At 39.0% G+C, this 20324-nt stretch carries 21 protein-coding genes and 2 other annotated features; all 21 genes read left to right on the plus strand.

All coding sequences use genetic code 11. The features are described 5' to 3' along the window. The first annotated feature begins 104 nt into the window (after nt 1–104). The 21 genes from radA (at nt 105) to rpoB (ending at nt 20306) form a co-directional block, all read left to right on the plus strand. Nucleotides 105–1511, plus strand: coding sequence for a DNA repair protein RadA (radA, locus tag ACM26V_RS18275; RefSeq protein ID WP_416148152.1), 1407 nt, complete (start codon nt 105–107; stop codon nt 1509–1511). Then, a complete protein-coding gene (gene disA / locus ACM26V_RS18280; RefSeq protein WP_416148153.1) occupies nt 1486–2568 on the plus strand; it encodes a DNA integrity scanning diadenylate cyclase DisA in 1083 nt (360 codons plus the stop codon). Before radA ends, disA begins: the two co-directional genes overlap by 26 nt. Before the next feature lie 199 nt (nt 2569–2767). Continuing rightward, nucleotides 2768–3865, plus strand: coding sequence for a PIN/TRAM domain-containing protein (locus ACM26V_RS18285; RefSeq protein ID WP_416148154.1), 1098 nt, complete (start codon nt 2768–2770; stop codon nt 3863–3865). A 25-nt stretch (nt 3866–3890) separates the two neighbouring features. Beyond that, nucleotides 3891–4589 carry a 2-C-methyl-D-erythritol 4-phosphate cytidylyltransferase gene (gene ispD, locus ACM26V_RS18290; RefSeq protein ID WP_416148155.1) on the plus strand — a complete coding sequence of 233 codons (699 nt, stop codon included), beginning with the start codon at nt 3891–3893 and terminating at the stop codon, nt 4587–4589. After that, a complete protein-coding gene (gene ispF / locus ACM26V_RS18295) occupies nt 4586–5068 on the plus strand; it encodes a 2-C-methyl-D-erythritol 2,4-cyclodiphosphate synthase (RefSeq protein ID WP_416148156.1) in 483 nt (160 codons plus the stop codon). Before ispD ends, ispF begins: the two co-directional genes overlap by 4 nt. 94 nt (nt 5069–5162) lie before the next feature. Next, nucleotides 5163–6620: a glutamate--tRNA ligase gene (gene gltX, locus ACM26V_RS18300; protein WP_416151913.1), complete on the plus strand. Its 1458-nt coding sequence runs from the start codon at nt 5163–5165 to the stop codon at nt 6618–6620. A gap of 10 nt (nt 6621–6630) precedes the next feature. Then, nucleotides 6631–6868: a binding site (T-box leader), on the plus strand. A gap of 73 nt (nt 6869–6941) precedes the next feature. Continuing rightward, nucleotides 6942–7604, plus strand: coding sequence for a serine O-acetyltransferase (gene cysE / locus ACM26V_RS18305; RefSeq protein WP_416148157.1), 663 nt, complete (start codon nt 6942–6944; stop codon nt 7602–7604). A gap of 15 nt (nt 7605–7619) precedes the next feature. Continuing rightward, nucleotides 7620–9017 carry a cysteine--tRNA ligase gene (gene cysS, locus ACM26V_RS18310; RefSeq protein ID WP_416148158.1) on the plus strand — a complete coding sequence of 466 codons (1398 nt, stop codon included), beginning with the start codon at nt 7620–7622 and terminating at the stop codon, nt 9015–9017. 3 nt (nt 9018–9020) lie between these two features. Further along, on the plus strand, nt 9021–9443 hold the full coding sequence (locus ACM26V_RS18315; protein ID WP_416148159.1) for a Mini-ribonuclease 3: 423 nt from the start codon (nt 9021–9023) through the stop codon (nt 9441–9443). Then, nucleotides 9436–10191, plus strand: coding sequence for a 23S rRNA (guanosine(2251)-2'-O)-methyltransferase RlmB (rlmB, locus tag ACM26V_RS18320; RefSeq protein ID WP_416148160.1), 756 nt, complete (start codon nt 9436–9438; stop codon nt 10189–10191). Before ACM26V_RS18315 ends, rlmB begins: the two co-directional genes overlap by 8 nt. A 1-nt stretch (nt 10192) precedes the next feature. Continuing rightward, a complete protein-coding gene (locus ACM26V_RS18325; RefSeq protein ID WP_416148161.1) occupies nt 10193–10705 on the plus strand; it encodes an NYN domain-containing protein in 513 nt (170 codons plus the stop codon). Nucleotides 10706–10843: 138 nt separating this feature from the next. Then, entirely contained in the window at nt 10844–11500 is a 657-nt protein-coding gene (sigH, locus tag ACM26V_RS18330; protein WP_416148162.1) for an RNA polymerase sporulation sigma factor SigH, read from the plus strand. 300 nt (nt 11501–11800) lie between these two features. Then, complete coding sequence (gene rpmG, locus ACM26V_RS18335) at nt 11801–11950, plus strand: 50S ribosomal protein L33 (protein ID WP_416148163.1); 150 nt, start codon at nt 11801–11803, stop codon at nt 11948–11950. A 25-nt stretch (nt 11951–11975) separates the two neighbouring features. Beyond that, nucleotides 11976–12170, plus strand: coding sequence for a preprotein translocase subunit SecE (secE, locus tag ACM26V_RS18340; RefSeq protein ID WP_416148164.1), 195 nt, complete (start codon nt 11976–11978; stop codon nt 12168–12170). Between the two features lie 66 nt (nt 12171–12236). Further along, nucleotides 12237–12770 carry a transcription termination/antitermination protein NusG gene (nusG, locus tag ACM26V_RS18345; RefSeq protein ID WP_416148165.1) on the plus strand — a complete coding sequence of 178 codons (534 nt, stop codon included), beginning with the start codon at nt 12237–12239 and terminating at the stop codon, nt 12768–12770. Between the two features lie 209 nt (nt 12771–12979). Then, nucleotides 12980–13405, plus strand: a complete 426-nt coding sequence (rplK, locus tag ACM26V_RS18350) for a 50S ribosomal protein L11 (protein ID WP_416148166.1) — start codon at nt 12980–12982, stop codon at nt 13403–13405. Between the two features lie 125 nt (nt 13406–13530). Next, nucleotides 13531–14223, plus strand: a complete 693-nt coding sequence (gene rplA / locus ACM26V_RS18355) for a 50S ribosomal protein L1 (RefSeq protein ID WP_416148167.1) — start codon at nt 13531–13533, stop codon at nt 14221–14223. A 40-nt stretch (nt 14224–14263) separates the two neighbouring features. Further along, nucleotides 14264–14409, plus strand: a sequence feature (ribosomal protein L10 leader region). 125 nt (nt 14410–14534) lie between these two features. Continuing rightward, nucleotides 14535–15044, plus strand: a complete 510-nt coding sequence (gene rplJ / locus ACM26V_RS18360) for a 50S ribosomal protein L10 (protein WP_416148168.1) — start codon at nt 14535–14537, stop codon at nt 15042–15044. Nucleotides 15045–15104: 60 nt separating this feature from the next. Continuing rightward, nucleotides 15105–15464, plus strand: a complete 360-nt coding sequence (rplL, locus tag ACM26V_RS18365; protein WP_416148169.1) for a 50S ribosomal protein L7/L12 — start codon at nt 15105–15107, stop codon at nt 15462–15464. 231 nt (nt 15465–15695) lie between these two features. Beyond that, entirely contained in the window at nt 15696–16310 is a 615-nt protein-coding gene (locus ACM26V_RS18370) for a class I SAM-dependent methyltransferase (RefSeq protein ID WP_416148170.1), read from the plus strand. 450 nt (nt 16311–16760) lie between these two features. Beyond that, nucleotides 16761–20306: a DNA-directed RNA polymerase subunit beta gene (rpoB, locus tag ACM26V_RS18375; RefSeq protein WP_416148171.1), complete on the plus strand. Its 3546-nt coding sequence runs from the start codon at nt 16761–16763 to the stop codon at nt 20304–20306. The last annotated feature ends 18 nt before the right edge of the window (nt 20307–20324 follow it).

The following is a 20324-nucleotide window of genomic DNA, read 5'->3' on the forward strand; positions in this document are numbered from 1 at the left end:
TTCTGTTTAAAAGATCGATCCGAGAGGGAAATTTTTTTGTTTTTTCCATAATAGAATCTTTCTGCTAAAATAAAGGATAGGATCATCAAAGAGGAGACGATTATATGGCAAAACGAAAAACAAAATTTGTTTGTCAAGATTGCGGATATCAATCAACGAAATGGATGGGGAAATGCCCAGGCTGTGATAGTTTTAATTCTTTAGTAGAAGAAATTGAGGCAGAATCCGCAAGCCAAAAACGAAGCTTTGTCACTTCGGCAGGAGAATACGTTGCAAAACCTCAACCAATAACGAAAATTGAACGGACAAATGAACAGCGAATTAGCACTCATATTAATGAATTAAATCGTGTGCTTGGTGGCGGAGTTGTACCAGGGTCTTTGGTTTTAGTTGGGGGAGACCCGGGTATTGGTAAGTCTACCCTCCTTTTACAAGTATCGGCGACTCTTTCTGAGAATAAAAAGCGTGTGCTTTATATATCAGGGGAAGAATCTGTTAAACAAACGAAGTTAAGAGCAGATCGATTAGGGATTGGAAATGACGAGCTATATGTATTAGCGGAAACCGATGTTGATTTAATTGAAAAAGTGATTGAAGAGTTGAACCCTGCTGTTGTGATTATTGATTCGATTCAAACTGTTTATCTTGATGGGGTGACGAGTGCACCAGGAAGTGTTTCACAAGTGAGAGAGTCTACTTCTCAGTTTATGAGAATTGCAAAAACTAAAGGGATTGCTATTTTTTTAGTCGGTCATGTAACGAAACAAGGATCGATTGCAGGTCCGAGAATATTAGAACATATGGTCGACTGTGTGCTTTATTTTGAAGGGGAGAGACATCATACATTCCGAATACTTCGAGCAGTAAAGAATCGGTTTGGTTCGACAAATGAAATCGGTATCTTTGAAATGAAAGAACTCGGATTAGAGGAAGTCTTAAATCCGTCAGAAATTTTTCTTGAAGAACGTTCATCCGGAGCTGCAGGATCAGCCATTGTCGCTTCAATGGAGGGGACGCGAACAGTTCTCGTTGAAATTCAATCGTTGATTTCACCAACAAGTTTTGGCAATCCGAGAAGGATGGCGACAGGTTTAGACCATAATCGAATTTCATTAATTATTGCTGTGCTTGAAAAAAGAGTCGGTTTGATGCTGCAAAATCATGATGCATATGTGAAAGTTGCTGGGGGTGTTCGTTTAGATGAGCCTTCCGTAGATTTATCTATTGCCGTATCTATCGCTTCAAGTTTTCGTGATGTCCCGACAGCGCCTGCTGATGTGATTATTGGTGAAGTGGGACTCACTGGTGAAGTGCGTCGCGTAGCTCGTATCGAGCAACGAGTGATGGAGGCGGTAAAACTTGGTTTTCAACGAGTAATCATCCCGAAAAGAAATATAGGCGGGTGGACTTTTCCAGATGGAATTGAAGTAATTGGGGTCGAAAATGTTAGTGAAGCAATTAAAGTCTCGTTAGGAGGGGTGTCAAGTGGATCACCAACGTTCGAATTATGATACAAACTTTATAAGTACTGTACTGAAACTTGTGGCACCAGGAACAGCCTTAAGAGAAGGGATCGATAATGTCCTTCGGGCTAATACGGGAGGTCTGATTGTACTAGGGTATAATAACGAAATGATGTCTTTAGTTGATGGTGGTTTTTTTATCAACAGTGATTTTTCTCCTGCTTATTTATATGAGTTAGCAAAAATGGATGGTGCTATTATTTTAAGTGAAGATGGCGGCCGAATATTGTATGCTAACACGCAATTAGTACCTGAAAATACGATTGAATCAACGGAAACGGGGATTCGTCATCGGACGGCACAACGTGTTGCAAGGCAAACTGGTAATTTAGTTATTTCGATCTCGCAAAGAAGAAATGTAATTACTCTATACCAAGGAGAATATCGTTATGCTCTTAAAGATATAGGTGTGATTCTAACCAAGGCAAACCAAGCGATTCAGACATTAGAAAAATATAAATCGGTACTTGATCAAAGTACAACTAACCTGGGGGCTCTGGAATTTGAGGAATTGGTTACATTCCAAGAAGTTTCCCAAGTCATGCATCGAATTGAAATGGTGCTAAGGATTAAAACTGAAATTTTGAACTATGTGAATGAGTTAGGAAACGAAGGACGGCTCATTTCCATGCAATTAGAAGAACTAGTATTAAATACAGAGGATGAGGCAACACTACTTATCAAAGATTATATGAAAGATGCAAAGCAAGACCCTAAAAATGTATTAAAAAAACTTAAGCGTCTGTCTAAAGATGAATTGTTAGATGACCAAGTCATTGTCAAATTACTCGGTCACGGTAAAATTACTAATTTACCCGAACAACCAGTTTGTCCTCGTGGATATCGAATTCTGAATAAAATTCCACGAATTCCACCAATTGTTGTCAGAAATTTAGTCGGGAAATTCCAAGAGTTGTCGCATATTTTGCGTGCCACCATTGAGGAGTTAGATGAGGTAGATGGAATAGGAGAAGCGAGAGCTAAGAAGATCAAAGATGGGTTAACAAGAATTCAAGAACAACTATTTATTGATAGACATATTTAAACGAACGAGCGTGTCGAAATAAATCAACTATTGACGTATAGATATAAGGACGATATAATTGAACGTTTACTATAATTGACAATTATAAATCTCGGTGGTATTGTTTGAATATAAATGAATGTGTAACTTTTTGTGAATTTTAGTTTTTTATGTTTGTAATTTGTACAGTTGTCTATAATGATTAAAGGAGGTGAAGTGTATGCTACGAAAAATCATACAGTTGGTCATATTGTTTACTGGTGGTACTATTGGGTATATTTATATTCCTGAACTTATTCAAGTAATTGGTTTTAATACTGCACCAGATTGGTTTATTAACGGCTATACCGGTGCCATTTTAGGCGCACTTATACTATATATATCACTTTATTGGTTTGTGGATAATATATTGAATTTTATCCGTTTAATTGAAGAAAGATTGATTAAGTTTCCAGTTACAGACCTTATCTTCGGCACCCTAGGGCTAGTAATTGGACTAATGCTTGCATTCTTAATTACTGTTGCATTAAATAATGTCGAGATTCCGATTTTAAGTTCCATTCTCCCGTTAATCCTCACATTATTTTTTGGATATTTAGGATTTCAAGTCGGTTTCCAAAAAAGAGACGAAATTATGGGGTTATTTCCAGGCCCGAAAAATCCTAAAGATTCTAAGAAAAATGAAGATGGCGAACATGAATATGAGCGTGGGAAATTAAAAATCTTAGATACTAGTGTGATTATAGATGGGCGAATCGCTGATATATGTCAAACCGGTTTCTTAGAAGGAACGTTAATCATTCCTGAGTTTGTTCTTGAAGAATTACAGCACATTGCTGATTCCTCCGATGTCTTAAAAAGAAATCGCGGTCGAAGAGGGCTAGATATCTTGAATAAGATTCAGAAAGAATTAGCTGTAGGTGTCGAGATCTATGAAGGTGATTTTGAAGATATTCATGAGGTAGATAGTAAGCTTGTTAAACTTGCTAAAGTGATGAATGGCTATGTTGTAACAAACGATTTTAATTTAAATAAAGTATGTGATTTGCAAGGGGTTGATGTGTTAAATATCAACGATCTAGCAAATGCAGTAAAACCTGTTGTTCTGCCAGGAGAAGAAATGAAAGTTCAAGTTATTAAAGATGGTAAAGAACAAAAACAAGGGATTGCTTATTTAGATGATGGTACAATGATTGTAGTAGAAGAAGGCAGAAATTATATTGGTAAAAATATCGATGTTGTTGTCACAAGTGTTTTACAAACATCAGCAGGACGGATGATATTTGCTAAACCGAAACTGTTGGAAAAAGCACTTTAGACCGAAGAAAAGGAACGGTATTATTATGCATAACTATCATGTAGTCATCCCGGCAGCTGGACAGGGTAAGCGAATGAATGCAGGTAAGAACAAACAATTTTTAATGATAGATCAAGTTCCCCTCCTTATTCACACGTTACGTGTGTTTGAGGAGGATCTTCTATGTTCAGAAATTATTTTGTCTGTTAATGAATCAGAGGTAAAGGTTATAAAGAAACTGATTGAAGATTACGAGATAACAAAAGTAGGGAAAATTGTCACTGGTGGGAAAGAGCGTCAACAAAGTGTTTATGAGGGGTTGAAGGCTATTCAAGGCAACCCAATTGTACTTATTCACGATGGTGCTAGACCATTTATACGTATTGAGACGGTTCATCGTTTGATTGCTACTTTGGAGCAAGATAGAAGAGCGGTGGTAGGCGTGCCTGTCAAAGATACGATTAAACAAGTTCAAAAAAACAAAATTACTGCAACGGTTGATCGTTCTAGCTTGTGGTCTATTCAAACCCCACAAGCTTTTCATCTTGATGAGATTATTCATGCGCACCAACTAGCAATTCAAAACCAGTTCGCTGTGACAGATGATGCTAGCTTAATGGAAAATTTAAACCTTCCAGTTGCGATTGTTGAAGGCGATTATGAAAATTTCAAAGTAACGACGCCTGAAGATTTGTTATTTGCCGAAGCGATTATCCAGAAGCGGAAGGGGGAGTCAAACAAATGAGAATTGGACAAGGATTTGATGTTCATCAATTAGTAGAAGGAAGACGCCTGATTCTAGGTGGGATTGATATTCCTCATCACAAAGGTTTATTAGGACATTCAGATGCAGATGTCTTGTTACATACAATTGCTGACGCTTGTTTAGGGGCGATCGGTGAGGGAGATATTGGAAAACACTTTCCAGATACTGATGAAAAATATAAGGATCTAGATTCTGCAGAGTTGCTTGTTCACGTATGGGGTCTCGTTAAACAACGAGGTTATCAGCTTGGAAATCTCGATTGTACGATCATGGCAGAGAAACCAAAAATGGCTCCGTATATTCAATTGATGCAGGATAGGATTGCGTCTTTGCTTGAAGCGGAAGCAACTCAAATCAATGTAAAAGCAACGACGACTGAAAAATTAGGATTTACTGGTAGAGAAGAAGGAATTGCATCACAAGCTGTAGTTTTATTGATAAACGCAAACGATTCATGAGAAAATGCAATTTTATCTAATATATTGTTCAAAAAAAACTAGAAAATGATAGAATAAAAAAATAATGAACAAAATGAATGGGTGGTGTCAAATGATGAGCCAACAAGTACGAGTGAGATTTGCTCCAAGTCCGACAGGCCATTTGCATATAGGTGGAGCGCGGTCTGCGCTATTTAACTATCTTTTTGCTCGAAATCAAAATGGAAAATTTATCGTTCGAATTGAAGATACAGATCAAGCTAGAAACGTAGAAACAGCAACAGAGAAATTAATGGAAAGTTTAAAGTGGTTAGGTATTGAATGGGATGAAAGCGTCGACCAAGGAGGACCACACGCTCCATATCAAAGCATGGAGAGGCTAGATATTTACAAAGATCATGTAGACCAGTTAATTAAAGACGGGAAGGCGTACCATTGCTATATGACGGAGAAAGAACTTGAAGCGGAGCGTGAAGAGCAGCGGTCTCGTGGAGAAACTCCGAAATACAGCGGTCGAGATCGCCATTTAACAAATGAGCAAAAACAAGCCCATGAAGCTGAAGGTCGTAAACCAGTTGTCCGCTTTCTTGTACCTGAAACGCAAGAAATCGTTGTAGACGATGCGGTCCGAGGGAAAGTAACGTTTGAGTCTGAAGGAATAGGTGATTTTGTCATTGTTAGGCAAGATGGTATTCCGACTTATAACTTTGCAGTTGTTATTGATGATCAGTTAATGGAAATCACTCATGTCATCCGTGGCGAAGAACATTTATCGAATGCGCCAAGACAAGTTTTATTATATGAAGCATTCGGTTGGACAGCGCCTAAATTTGCTCACGCGTCTTTAATATTAAACGACGATCGGCAAAAAATGAGCAAACGAGATGAATCAATCATTCAGTTTGTAGAGCAATACCGCGATCTAGGTTACTTGCCAGAAGCGATCGTCAATTTTATTGCGCTTCTCGGTTGGTCTCCAGGCGGCGAAGAGGAAATTTTGACAAAAGATCAGTTGATTGATCAATTTAGTTTAGAGCGGGTAATTAAAGCACCAGCAGTTTTTGATACACAAAAACTCGCGTGGATGAATAATCAATATATGAAGGAAGCAGATGAAGATAGGGTCGTTTGGCTTGCGCTTCCTCATTTAATCAAAGCAGGTCGTTTACCTGAGCTTATGACTGATAAGCAAAAGCAGTGGGCATATGACTTAATAGTTCTCCATCAAGAGAAAATGAGTTACGGAGCTGAAATTATTGAGTTAACAGAGTTGTTCTTTAGAGATGAAATCGATTATAATGAAGAAGCAAAAGAAATTCTCGCAGAAGAACAAGTGCCAGAAGTACTTCGAGCATTCAAAGAGAAAATAAACCAGCTTGAAGTTTTTGCCCCAGATCAAGTGAAAAAGGCGATTAAAGCTGTGCAAAAAGAGACAGGACATAAAGGTAAAAAATTATTTATGCCTGTTCGTGTAGCAGTATCTGGACAAATGCATGGACCTGATTTACCTCAGACGATCGCATTATTGGGCCGGGAAGTTATAAATAAACGAGTAGATTATTTATTGAAATAGAAAATAATATGTTGGAACGTTGATGAGGATAAGTAAAAAGGGTATTCTTTTTTAAAGAGAGAGTCACCAAGGCTGAAAGTGACTTAAATAAGATCCCTTTTGAAATGCCCCTCTGAGTCCATATCCAAACGGGTTAGTTGATTTCCCTTAGTAGGAACGGCGGATGAAAGACCGTTATCTTTCAAAGCGGAGCATTGTATGACACATTGCTCAAACAGAGTGGAACCGCGCTAAAAAGCGTCTCTGTGTCCTTTTAGGGCACAAAGACGCTTTTTTTATTTACTTTTTATAACTCCATTTTCGGAAAGGAGGGGCTTTCTTTTGTTTAAAACGTTGAAGAATGATGTAGATGTTGTGTTAGAGCAAGACCCAGCTGCAAGAAATCGTTTGGAAGTGATGATAAATTATTCAGGAGTTCATGCAGTATGGTCTCATCGAATAAATCATTGGTTGTGGAATAAAAAGTTATTTTTTCTAGCACGCTTTTTTTCTCAAATTAGTCGCTTCATCACAGGAATTGAAATACATCCAGGCGCTAAAATTGGTCAACGGTTATTTATTGATCATGGGATGGGCGTTGTTATCGGAGAAACATGTGAGATAGGAAATGATGTAACAATCTTTCAAGGAGTAACGTTAGGCGGTACAGGAAAAGAAAAAGGTAAGCGGCACCCAACATTGGAAGACCATGTCCTTGTGGCCACAGGAGCTAAAGTACTCGGTTCGATGAGGATAGGTAGAAATTCAAGAATTGGTGCGGGTTCAGTAGTGTTAAAAGAAGTCCCACCTAATTCAACTGTTGTTGGTATTCCAGGAAGAATTGTTGTTCAAGATGGAGTGAAAGTGCAAAACGATTTAGATCATATCAATCTTCCTGATCCAGTATCGGACAAATTTCGTGCATTGGAGCAAGATCTTATTCGTGTAAAAAAAGAGTTAAAAGAGCTGAAAAACGTTCAAAAAGAAAAAGAAGTGAAATATTGAGGAGGAAACATCGATATGGCGATCCAGCTATATAACACATTGACTAGACAAAAAGAACTCTTCCAACCAATGGAAGAAGGAAAAATTAAAATGTACGTGTGTGGTCCAACGGTTTATAACTACATTCATATAGGAAACGCTCGTCCAGCAGTTGTTTTTGACATGGTTCGACGATATTTTGAATATCGTGGATACGATGTTCAATACGTATCTAATTTCACGGATGTAGACGACAAAATTATTAAAGCTGCAGAGGAAATGGGCGAAGACGTGACGACCATTGCCGAGAGGTTTATTGAGGCTTACTATGAAGATACAAGAGCATTAGGTGTTAAAGCTGCTGACGAACATCCGCGAGTGACCGATACAATGCCTGAAATTATCGAGTTTATTGAAAGGCTTGTAGAGAAAGGTTATGCTTATGCATCATCAGGGGATGTTTACTTTAGGACGAGGAAATTTGATGGTTATGGAAAGCTCTCACATCAATCAATTGATGATCTACAATCAGGTTCACGCGTTCAAGTAGGTGAAAAAAAGGAAGATCCCTTGGATTTTGTTCTTTGGAAAACAGCCAAAGAAGGGGAGATTTCATGGGACAGTAATTGGGGAAAAGGAAGACCAGGATGGCATATTGAATGTTCAGCTATGGTGAAAAAATACCTTGGAGATACGATTGATATCCATGCCGGTGGGCAAGACCTATCGTTTCCTCATCACGAAAATGAAATTGCGCAATCGGAAGCCTTAAATGACAAGAAAATGGCTAATTACTGGATTCATAATGGTTATATTAATATAGACAATGAAAAAATGTCAAAATCACTCGGGAATTTCATTCTCGTTCATGATATTATTCGCCAATTTTCGCCAGATGTCGTGCGGTTTTTTATTGTAAATGCGCATTACCGGAGTCCGATTAACTTTAGTGATGATCAATTAACGAGTGCGGCGAGTAGTTTAGAGCGAATAAAAACTACGTATTTGAATATTACCCATCGATTAGCGGAAACGGCTGAATTGGGGGAAGAATCAGAAAAATGGTTGACGGAAATTAAAGATCATCAAGAGCGTTTTATTGAAGCGATGGATGATGATTTCAACAGTGCTAATGCTGTTTCTATTATGTTTGATTTAGTCAGAGTTGCAAATCAATATCTGCAAGAGAAACATACGACTTCAACAATACTGCAAGCATTTCTCGATAAATTTGACGATATGGCGTTTGTCCTCGGACTTCAACTTAGTGAAGAGTCATTATTAGACGAACAAGTTGAAAAATTAATTGAGGAACGAATCGAAGCAAGAAAAAATCGTGACTTCGCGAGGGCAGATAAAATCCGAGACGAACTTAAAGAAAAAGATATTATCCTAGAAGACACGCCTCAAGGCACCCGTTGGAAGAGGGGATAGCAAATGAAATTGAATGAAGTGATCCGTGAGCCTGAACAGTTAAATGCGCTCGCTTTGGCTTATATGGGGGATGGGGTACTAGATATGTATGTTCGTTATCGCCTGATTTCCCAGGGCCAAGTGCGCCCTAACAAATTGCACAAAGAAGCGACGAAATATGTATCAGCTAAATCGCAAGCGCGCGTCTTACGACAGTTAATGGACGATGGATTCCTAACTGACTCAGAAGTAAGTGTTGTCAAAAGAGGTAGAAATGCGAAATCAGGTACTATTCCGAAAAACACCGATGGTGCAACATATCGTTACAGTACAGCTTATGAAGCGTTAATTGGTTTTTTATACGTTACTGAGGAAGAAAGCCGGATGGACGAAATCATTGCTAAAAGTTTTGCCATCATTGAAAGAAAGGAGGAGGAAAATGGCTGAAAATGAAGATTTTTTATATGGAAAAAACCCAGTAATAGAGGCTTTAAAAGGAAGTACTACAATCAATAAAATTTGGATCGCAGAAGGATCACAAAAAGGTCAAATGACAACTGTGGTAGCACTGGGGAAACAAAAACAAATTCAAGTTCAATTCGTGCCAAAACAGAAACTCGATCAACTGGTATCCACTTCAAACCACCAAGGTGTTGTCGCTTCAATCGCAGCATATGATTACCAAGACATATCGGTAATGCTGGGAAAAGCGGCTGAAAAGGGTGAGGCACCTTTTTTGGTAATGTTAGATGAGTTAGAGGATCCACATAACCTCGGATCGATTTTAAGAACTGCTGATGCAACAGGTGCTCATGGCGTGATTATTCCTAAACGTCGAGCAGTTGGATTAACATCAACAGTTGCGAAAGCTTCGGCGGGAGCAATTGAACACGTTCCAGTTGCTAGAGTAACAAATTTAGCTCGAACGATGGACGAGCTGAAGAAAGATAATTTATGGTTTATTGGAACGGATGCCGAAGGTCAAGATGATTATCGAAAAGTAGACGTCGATATGGGTGTTTGTCTTGTTATTGGCAGCGAAGGAAAAGGGATAAGCCGACTTGTAAAAGAAAAATGTGATTTTCTCGTGCGCATCCCATTGATGGGCAAAGTGACCTCCTTGAATGCTTCCGTAGCTGCGAGCTTGTTAATGTACGAGGTACTTAGGCGACGCCCTTCTGCGGAGTTGAATTAGTATGAGAAAGGTGTTGTTAGTGGACGGCTACAACATCATTGGAGACTGGCCGGAATTAAGAGAACTCCAAATGACAGACTTAGCAGGAGCAAGAGATCTTCTAGTTGAAAAAATGGCTGAGTATCAAGCATATACTGGAACGGAAGTAACGGTTATATTTGATGCTCATATGGTTGTGGGCCTTGGTAAGAATTATCAAAACTATGATTTGAATATTATTTACACACGTGAAAAAGAGACCGCAGATGAGCGAATCGAAAGAATGGTCATAGAGTTAAAGCGAATCGACAGACAAATCTACGTTGCGACCTCAGATTTTGTTGAACAAAGGGTCATCTTTGCGAGTGGAGCCTATCGAAAATCTGCTAGAGAACTTCTTACAGAAATGAAACAAATTGAACGAGGTATTGAAAAAGAGGTATTACAGACAAAAAAAGCAAAAACGAAAACCAAACTCCCTATAACAGAAGAAATGGCAGAAATTTTTGAAAAATGGCGTCGCGGAGATAGATGACTGCTTGACGCTTGTGAATTTCTTCCTGTATACTATATGTTATATTTAGACAATTCTTTTATTGTTACGCTTTCATTGTTGAAATGAAAGTAACTAGCTTTTTCACCATGAGAAAAAGAGAGGGTTGGAGGGATTGCGGTGGCTGTAAACCTCATCGAGAATGGACTACATGAAAAATTTCGCCAATCAAAAGATGAAAGTCTCGTTGAATACGTGCGAGAAGGCGATAGTGCGGCACTAGAGTATTTGATTACGAAATACAAGAACTTTGTTCGTGCAAAATCAAGATCCTATTTTTTGATAGGAGCGGATCATGAAGACATTTTACAAGAAGGGATGATTGGTTTATACAAAGCCATTCGTGACTTTCAAAGCGACAAGCAATCCTCATTTAAAGCATTTGCAGAATTGTGTATAACAAGACAAATAATTACCGCAATTAAGACCGCAACGCGTCAAAAGCACATCCCGTTAAATTCATATGTATCTTTGGACAAGCCGATTTATGATGAGGAATCTGATCGAACGCTTTTAGATGTCATCTGTGGTTCAAAAGTAGGTAATCCTGAAGAACTTCTAATTAATCAAGAAGAATTTGATGATATTGAATTGAAAATGGGAGAAATTTTGAGTGATTTGGAACGCAAAGTGTTAATGCATTATTTAGACGGCAGAAGTTACCAAGAAATCTCTGAAGATCTTGATCGGCATGTGAAATCAATAGACAATGCCTTGCAAAGAGTAAAACGAAAGCTCGAAAGATATGTAGAATTACGTGGTGTCAAATTATCATAGATATCTAAAACAGGGATAATCCCTGTTTTTTTACGCATTACATCGTTTAACCGGAACCGATATGTGAGTAATGTGGGGAAGGTCGGAGCTAATCTTGTTTCGTTTTGAAGCCTGCATAACTTAGTGGAAGGTCACTTTATAGTCAATCTAGTTTTCTTTGCTGTGAATATTAAGTCTTTATTATGAAAAGTAACTTGGATGACTATACTAAATAGGGCGTGCCATTGACATCAAAGCTATCATTATGATAAATTTTACTAGTATGTAAAGTGTCTAGGTAATAAAAAGGGAGGATTCGCTATGTCACAGAAAGTGGTCCTTGCTTGCGATCATTGTCATTCAAGAAATTACTCGACGACGAAAACCGTTCAAAATCGTTCTGAGCGACTTCAAATAAATAAATATTGTCGTACATGTGGAAAGCATACAACACATTTGGAAGCAAAGTAGTGAATAGGTTGGAGGTGTGTGTAACATGGCAGAAGCAGTAAAAAAACCGGTTAAGTTTATAAAAGAAGTGTCAACGGAAATGAAGCGGGTGTCCTGGCCGAACCGCAAAGAATTAACGAAATACACGATAGTTGTATCGGCTACAGTAATTTTTATGGCGATTTTCTTCGCTATTTCAGACCTTGGGATCTCAGCTCTTATTCGTCTAATTACTGGATAATTAATTTTATAAAATGAAAATATGTTTCCGTTAGAGGAGGGAAGGACATCATAGTCCTGATCAATCATGGAGAATAATTGGTATGTCGTTCACACTTATTCTGGTTACGAGAATAAAGTGAAAATGAACTTAGAAAAAAGAGTAGAATCGATGGGAATGGCGGATAAAATATTTAGAGTCCTCGTTCCAGTAGAAGAAGAAACTGAAATTAAAGATGGTAAATCAAAACAAGTTACGAAGAAAATTTTCCCTGGTTATGTCCTAGTGGAAATGGTGATGACCGATGACTCGTGGTACGTTGTTCGAAACACACCGGGTGTTACAGGTTTCATTGGCTCCTCAGGTGGTGGAGCTAAGCCAACACCGCTCCTTCCAGAAGAAGTTGAATCAATTTTACGTCAAATGGGTGTTGCAACACCGAGAGCAGAAGTTGATTTTGAATTGAAAGAATCTGTGAAAGTAAAAGAAGGACCATTTGCAAATTTCATAGGTTCAATCGAAAGTATCTCTGCGGAAAAACAAAAATTAAAAGTACACGTCAACATGTTCGGCCGGGAAACGCCAGTTGAGCTAGAATTCAATCAAGTAGAGAAACTTTAATTCAGTTAGAAAAATTTCTTGCTATCTTGTCACTGAAGTGATAAAATTTGAATGTTGTTAATTAACGTGGACATGATGTTCACGTTTTTTCCTGCAAAAATGCAGGGATTATACTATCACTGCTGCTAATAGGGCGATAGTATGCGCAATTGAGTGGGAGAGCGGAAACGCTCGGTATACCACATCACGGACTTAAGGAGGTGTGTCGCGTGGCTAAAAAAGTCATAAAAGTAGTTAAATTACAAATTCCTGCTGGGAAAGCGAATCCAGCGCCACCAGTTGGGCCCGCATTAGGTCAAGCAGGTGTTAATATCATGGGGTTCTGTAAGGAATTCAACGCTCGTACGCAAGAAGACGCGGGCTTAATCATCCCTGTAGAAATCACGGTATTTGAAGACCGTTCATTTTCATTTATCACAAAAACTCCACCTGCAGCCGTTCTTCTCAAGAAGGCAGCTGGACTGGAAAGTGGTTCTGGTGAACCTAACCGAAACAAGGTTGCTACACTGAAACGTGATAAAGTTAAAGAAATCGCGGAAACAAAAATGCCTGACTTAAACGCAGCTGATGTAGAAGCTGCGATGCGTATGGTAGAAGGTACTGCCCGTAGCATGGGAATCGTTATTGAAGACTAATTTCATCCCATGCAGGAAGATGGAGGTTGCGAGTAAAGGATAAATATCCTTGCCTGTCTGTCGGGGTCGCAACCTTTATTAGTGGGAGGTCTAACCGCTAAAACCACAATAAGGAGGAAACAACATTGGCTAATAAAGGAAAAAAGTATCAAGATGCTCTAAAGCAAATTGATCGTGAAAAGTTTTATGGCGCTGAAGAGGCGATTGAACTAGTGAAAAAGACAGCAACTGCTAACTTTGATGAAAGTGTTGAACTAGCAGCTCGATTAGGTGTTGATCCTAAGAAAGCAGATCAACAAATCCGAGGAGCGGTCGTTCTTCCTCACGGAACAGGGAAAACACAATCAGTCCTTGTTTTTGCTAAGGGAGAGAAAGCGAAAGAAGCGGAAGCTGCAGGAGCAGATTTCGTTGGAGAAGAAGACATGATAAACAAAGTCACTCAAGGTTGGTTGGGCTTTGATGTGGTTGTCGCAACTCCAGACATGATGGCTCAAGTTGGTAAGCTAGGACGAGTATTAGGACCTAAAGGGTTAATGCCTAACCCGAAGACAGGGACTGTAACTTTTGACGTCGAAAAAGCTGTCAACGAAATCAAGGCAGGTAAAGTAGAATACCGTGTTGATAAATCTGGGAACCTTCATGTTCCACTTGGTAAAGCGTCATTTGATAATGACAAACTAGTTGATAACTTTAAAGCTATGATGGACACATTAGTAAAAGTGAAACCTTCTGCTGCAAAAGGAACGTACTTACGTAATGTTTCTCTTGCTTCAACAATGGGCCCTGGCTTGAAAGTGAATGTATCTAGCTATAAATAATAATTGACTTCCTTTGTAAAGGAAGTTACACTTAATTTTGTAAATTTAATTGATCATACCGTAGACAGTAGGTGCCAAATGTGGCTTAATTGCCTGCCGAGGTTTGTAGCGTCGAAGACCTATGATTCATAGGGAATAGATTATACTGCCTCCGTGTCTATGCGCGGGGGCTTTTTATTATTAACAGATCATACATCATGGTTGTTGGTAGTATAAGGGAGCGAATGCTTTCGTTTTATAAGGGCGATGAGTTTAGCTCCCCTAATAATAGCTCGCAAACGGTATGGAATTCTTCAATGGGAGGTGTCAGAATGAGCACAGTGATTGAAAAGAAAACGAAAGTTGTTGATGAGATTACAGCGAAACTTAATGATAGTCAATCAACAATTGTTGTTGACTATCGTGGGTTGACTGTTTCTGAGATAACAGAACTCCGTAAGGAACTTCGTGAAGCGGATGTAGACTTTAAAGTGTACAAGAACTCTATGGTCCGTCGTGCTACTGCAGCAACTGAATTGACAGGAATCGACGAACAACTTGTCGGCCCTACTGCAATTGCTTTCAGTAACAACGATGTGATTGCTCCAGCAAAGATTTTAAACAATTTTGCGAAAAAGCATGAAGCGTTAGAATTAAAAGCAGGAATTATTGAAGGTCGCGTAGCTTCTCTAGAGGAAGTGAAAGCATTAGCAACTCTTCCATCCCGCGATGGACTATTGTCTATGTTGCTTAATGTTATGCAAGCTCCAATCCGTAACTTTGCATTGGCTACAAAAGCCGTTGCAGAACAAAAAGAAGAACAAGAAGAGCAAGGTGCGTAAGCACACGATAAAAAATAAATGCCTAACAGCATAACTATTATTAATAGGAGGAATTTAATCATGACAAAGCAAGAAATGGTCGACGCGATTAAAGAAATGTCAGTATTAGAATTAAATGATTTAGTAAAAGCAATTGAGGAAGAATTCGGCGTTACAGCTGCAGCTCCAGTTGCAGCAGCAGGTGCCGCTGTTGAAGAAGCTGAAGAGCAAACTGAATTTGACGTAGTTCTTGAATCTGCTGGATCTGCTAAAATTGGTGTTATTAAAGTGGTTCGCGAAATCACTGGTCTTGGTCTTAAGGATGCAAAAGCACTTGTTGATGGTGCTCCAGCTCCAGTTAAAGAAGGCGTAAATAAAGAAGAAGCTGAAGAAATCAAAGGTAAACTTACTGATGCAGGAGCTTCTGTAGAAGTTAAGTAATTACAAATAAATTTGGGAAACTCGCTTTGGTACACAAAGCGAGTTTTCTTTATACTTTAAGAATATTTAACTTTGCTAAAGGATTAAAGTATAAGATAAACTAAGGCTTTCGCCTTGAAGGACTTGGCGACGAGCCAAGTTTTTCTAATACATTAAATAAGTTTATAACGGTATATCATCTGTATTATGTAGGATAAAGTGTTCAAAAAGACATAGAAAGGAAGATGAATCTTGTCTGACCACTATTATTCAGAGAAACCAACGACAAAAAGCTCACAAAAAAAAATAAGTGAAAACATACTGAATCATTCTTTCACATTTCAAGTTGATCGAGGAGTTTTTTCAAGAGAAGGACTTGATTATGGAACTAGGTTACTGATTGAAACATTCCGGTCACCTGAGGTAGAAGGGAAAATTGCTGATGTTGGATGTGGGTGGGGGCCGATTGGAATAAGTCTAGCCTACAATTATTCTGAACGTCATATTGTCATGGTCGATATTAATGAACGTTCTGTTTTTCTATCTCAACAAAATGCACAGTTAAACAAAGTAAGTAACGTATCTATTTCACAAAACAATCTATTAAATGGATTCAAAGAAGGGTCGTTTGCTGCAATTTTAACGAACCCTCCGATTCGAGCTGGAAAAGATGTAGTGTTTGCAATTTATGAACAAGCGGATCGAATGTTAATGAATCATGGAGAATTATGGGTTGTTATTCAGAAGAAACAAGGTGCTGCTTCAACGAAACAAAAACTTGAAGAACTAGGTTTTGAACTGACAGTTGAAAACAAACAAAAAGGTTATCTGATCTTCCGTGGAAAAAAGATTGACTCGAGCGATTAGTTGTGATAGTGTTGTTTAATGCGTATGAACATGAAAATGATAATAGGGTTTTTATGCTCTAATATTACTAAAAGGTTAGATTACGTGGCATTTTTTGGAGTGAGAAGTAAAGATGGATAAATTTAATTGTTTAAAAAAAGGGTGAATTGGACAAACTATGAACATCTTTTATGCATGATAAGATAAAAGGTTAGGTAACCCTTTTTTAGTTATTTTTATTTTGAAAGAATTAGGATGTAACTTCTAAGATTTTTTACTACGTATTTAATAAGACATTCTATAATACTTCTAAGAAATCCTTTTTTGTTTAAAAACATTACTCTCTTTTCCCGAAAAGAAATGGAGTAATAGAAGAAAAGAAAGATCCAATTACGTATCTGTCAAAGGATAACGCACAATTTCCTGCGGTCCTTTTGATGATAAAAACGTTAGGTTTGAGGGGTGAATAAGTTGACAGGTCAACTAGTTCAGTATGGACGCCACCGCCAGAGAAGAAGTTATGCGCGAATCAATGAAGTTCTGGATCTTCCGAACTTAATTGAAATTCAAACAGCTTCTTATCAATGGTTTCTTGATGAGGGTATACGCGAGATGTTTCAAGACATTTCACCAATTGAAGATTTTACAGGAAACTTAGTTCTTGAGTTTATCGATTATAACTTAGGAGACCCAAAGTACCCTGTAGATGAATCAAAAGAACGAGATGTAACATATTCTGCGCCACTTCGCGTCAAGGTTCGTCTTATTAATAAAGAGACGGGCGAAGTTAAAGAACAAGAAGTGTTTATGGGAGATTTCCCTCTCATGACTGACACAGGTACATTCGTTATAAATGGTGCAGAGCGTGTCATTGTTTCACAGCTTGTTCGTTCACCAAGTGTGTATTTTAGTCAGAAGATAGATAAGAACGGAAAGCGAGGCTTTGGAACAACGGTCATTCCTAACCGTGGAGCCTGGATGGAACTTGAAACCGATGCGAAAGATGTCGTGTATGTTCGAATCGATCGTACGCGCAAAATTCCTGCAACGGTTTTATTACGTGCGCTTGGATTTGGCACTGATCAAGAGATCATTGATTTACTAGGAGAAGATGAATACTTACGTAATACACTAGAAAAAGATAATACCGACAATTCTGAAAAAGCGCTCCTGGAAATCTATGAGCGTCTACGCCCGGGGGAACCTCCGACAGTAGAAAGTGCAAGGAGCTTGCTAGTGTCTCGCTTTTTCGATCCAAAGCGATATGATTTAGCAAATGTGGGTCGTTATAAAATGAACAAAAAGCTCCATATAAAGAACCGTTTATTTAATCAAGTGTTAGCTGAAACATTAGTAGATCCGGAAACTGGTGAGATTTTAGCTGAAGCTGGATCTTTAATTGACCGACGTTTACTCGATAAATTACTTCCTTATTTAGAAAATGATGTAGGTTTCCGTCATCTTAACCTTCAGGGTGGGGTAATTGACGATGAAGACGTTGAGATTCAATCAATCTTAATTTATTCTCAGAAACCGTCTGAGCAAGACCAGACAATTAAAGTAATTGCGAACGGCCAGATAGATAAATCAATTAAAAATATTACTCCTGCTGACATCATTTCATCAATTAGTTATTTCTTTAACCTCCTTCATGGTGTTGGAAATACAGATGATATTGACCATTTAGGGAATCGCCGACTTCGTTCGGTTGGTGAACTACTACAAAACCAATTCCGTATTGGTCTTTCACGTATGGAGCGTGTCGTGCGTGAGCGTATGTCGATACAAGATGCAAACATGATCACGCCGCAGGCCTTGATCAACATTAGGCCAGTCATCGCGTCGATAAAAGAGTTCTTCGGAAGCTCACAGCTTTCTCAGTTTATGGACCAAACAAATCCACTTGCTGAATTAACACACAAGCGTCGTTTATCGGCTCTTGGACCCGGTGGTTTGACTCGTGAACGTGCAGGTTTTGAGGTGCGTGACGTTCATTATTCTCACTATGGTCGTATGTGTCCAATTGAAACTCCTGAAGGACCAAACATTGGTTTGATTAACTCTTTATCAAGTTTCGCAAAGGTTAATCCATTTGGGTTCATTGAGACACCTTATCGCAAGGTGGATCATGACACAGGGAAAGTCTCCACTCAAGTTGATTACTTGACAGCAGATGAAGAGGATCTTTATGTTGTAGCTCAAGCAAATGCTAAGCTAGAAGAAGATGGTTCATTTACTGAAGAAAATATCATTTGCCGTTTCCGTGGGGAAAACATTATCGTTCCTCAAGATCGAGTCGATTATATGGATGTATCTCCTAAACAAGTTGTTTCAGCGGCTACAGCATGTATTCCTTTCTTGGAAAACGATGATTCAAACCGTGCGTTAATGGGTGCAAATATGCAACGTCAAGCTGTTCCACTTCTTGAGCCACGTTCACCACTTGTGGGTACAGGGATGGAATATGTTTCGGCAAAAGACTCTGGTGCTGCGATCGTCGCAAGTAACAAAGGTCGTGTCGAAAGAGTGACTTCGAAAGTTGTTGAAGTACGTGTCATTGAAGAAGTAAATGGTAATGAAGTAGAAGGTGACATTCAACGATACAATTTAACGAAATTTGATCGTTCTAACCAAGGGACTTGTTATAACCAACGTCCTATCGTAAGTGAAGGAATGATTGTTGATAAAGGTGAAATTCTTGCCGATGGGTCCTCCATGGAAAAAGGAGAAATGGCTTTGGGCCAAAATGTCCTTGTTGGTTTTATGACATGGGACGGATACAACTACGAGGATGCGATCATTTTAAGTGAACGCCTTGTAAAGGATGACGTGTATACATCTATTCATATTGAAGAATATGAATCAGAAGCTCGAGACACGAAATTAGGGCCTGAAGAGATTACTCGTGATATTCCAAACGTAGGGGAAGATGCACTGCGGAACTTGGATGAACGTGGAATTATTCGTGTAGGTGCTGAAGTGAAGGACGGAGATATCCTTGCTGGTAAAGTTACACCTAAAGGGGTAACCGAGTTAACTGCTGAAGAGCGTCTTCTCCACGCTATCTTTGGTGAGAAAGCCCGTGAAGTTCGAGATACTTCTTTACGATCACCGCATGGTGGCGATGGCATAGTACTTGATGTGAAGGTATTTAACCGTGAGGACGGCGATGAGCTACCTCCTGGTGTGAATCAGCTTGTTCGTGTATATATCGTTCAGAAGCGTCAAATTCACGAAGGTGACAAGATGGCTGGACGACACGGAAACAAAGGTGTTATTTCCAAAATCCTTCCTGAAGAAGATATGCCATATATGCCAGATGGCACGCCAATTGACATTATGCTTAACCCACTAGGTGTTCCGTCTCGTATGAACATTGGGCAAGTTCTTGAACTGCACATGGGAATGGCAGCAAGAAAACTTGGCATCCATATTGCGACACCAGTTTTTGATGGTGCTCGAGAGGAAGACGTATGGAGCACGATTGAAGAATCAGGCATGTCAAGAGATGGAAAAACTGTTTTGTATGACGGTCGATCAGGTGAACCATTTGATAACCGAGTATCTGTTGGGATCATGTATATGATCAAACTTGCTCACATGGTTGATGATAAACTTCATGCTCGTTCTACAGGACCTTATTCTTTAGTCACGCAACAACCGTTGGGTGGTAAAGCGCAATTTGGTGGACAACGATTTGGTGAAATGGAAGTATGGGCACTTGAAGCTTATGGTGCTGCGTATACCTTGCAAGAAATCTTGACCGTAAAGTCAGATGACACAATCGGACGTGTGAAAACATATGAAGCGATTGTCAAAGGTGAAAATGTACCAGAACCTGGTGTTCCGGAGTCATTTAAGGTTCTAATTAAAGAGCTTCAAAGCCTTGGTATGGACGTGAAAATGCTTTCGAGTAACGATGAAGAGATTGATATGCTTGAAATGGACGATGATGATGATCAATCGAATGACAAGTTGAATCTAAACTTGGAGCAAAGTGGAGAATCAAACGGTTAACGGAAGAACTTGAATGAT

This window comes from Salipaludibacillus sp. HK11 (assembly GCF_047795645.1).
Taxonomy (GTDB): Bacteria; Bacillota; Bacilli; order Bacillales; family Salisediminibacteriaceae; genus Salipaludibacillus.

Coding starts and splice junctions, on each gene's coding strand:
- radA (WP_416148152.1), top strand. CDS start 105: ATGGCAAAACGAAAAACAAAATTTGTTTGTCAAGATTGCGGATATCAA.
- ACM26V_RS18285 (WP_416148154.1), top strand. CDS start 2,768: ATGCTACGAAAAATCATACAGTTGGTCATATTGTTTACTGGTGGTACT.
- ispD (WP_416148155.1), top strand. CDS start 3,891: ATGCATAACTATCATGTAGTCATCCCGGCAGCTGGACAGGGTAAGCGA.
- ispF (WP_416148156.1), top strand. CDS start 4,586: ATGAGAATTGGACAAGGATTTGATGTTCATCAATTAGTAGAAGGAAGA.
- gltX (WP_416151913.1), top strand. CDS start 5,163: ATGAGCCAACAAGTACGAGTGAGATTTGCTCCAAGTCCGACAGGCCAT.
- cysS (WP_416148158.1), top strand. CDS start 7,620: ATGGCGATCCAGCTATATAACACATTGACTAGACAAAAAGAACTCTTC.
- ACM26V_RS18315 (WP_416148159.1), top strand. CDS start 9,021: ATGAAATTGAATGAAGTGATCCGTGAGCCTGAACAGTTAAATGCGCTC.
- rlmB (WP_416148160.1), top strand. CDS start 9,436: ATGGCTGAAAATGAAGATTTTTTATATGGAAAAAACCCAGTAATAGAG.
- ACM26V_RS18325 (WP_416148161.1), top strand. CDS start 10,193: ATGAGAAAGGTGTTGTTAGTGGACGGCTACAACATCATTGGAGACTGG.
- rpmG (WP_416148163.1), top strand. CDS start 11,801: ATGTCACAGAAAGTGGTCCTTGCTTGCGATCATTGTCATTCAAGAAAT.
- secE (WP_416148164.1), top strand. CDS start 11,976: ATGGCAGAAGCAGTAAAAAAACCGGTTAAGTTTATAAAAGAAGTGTCA.
- nusG (WP_416148165.1), top strand. CDS start 12,237: ATGGAGAATAATTGGTATGTCGTTCACACTTATTCTGGTTACGAGAAT.
- rplJ (WP_416148168.1), top strand. CDS start 14,535: ATGAGCACAGTGATTGAAAAGAAAACGAAAGTTGTTGATGAGATTACA.
- rplL (WP_416148169.1), top strand. CDS start 15,105: ATGACAAAGCAAGAAATGGTCGACGCGATTAAAGAAATGTCAGTATTA.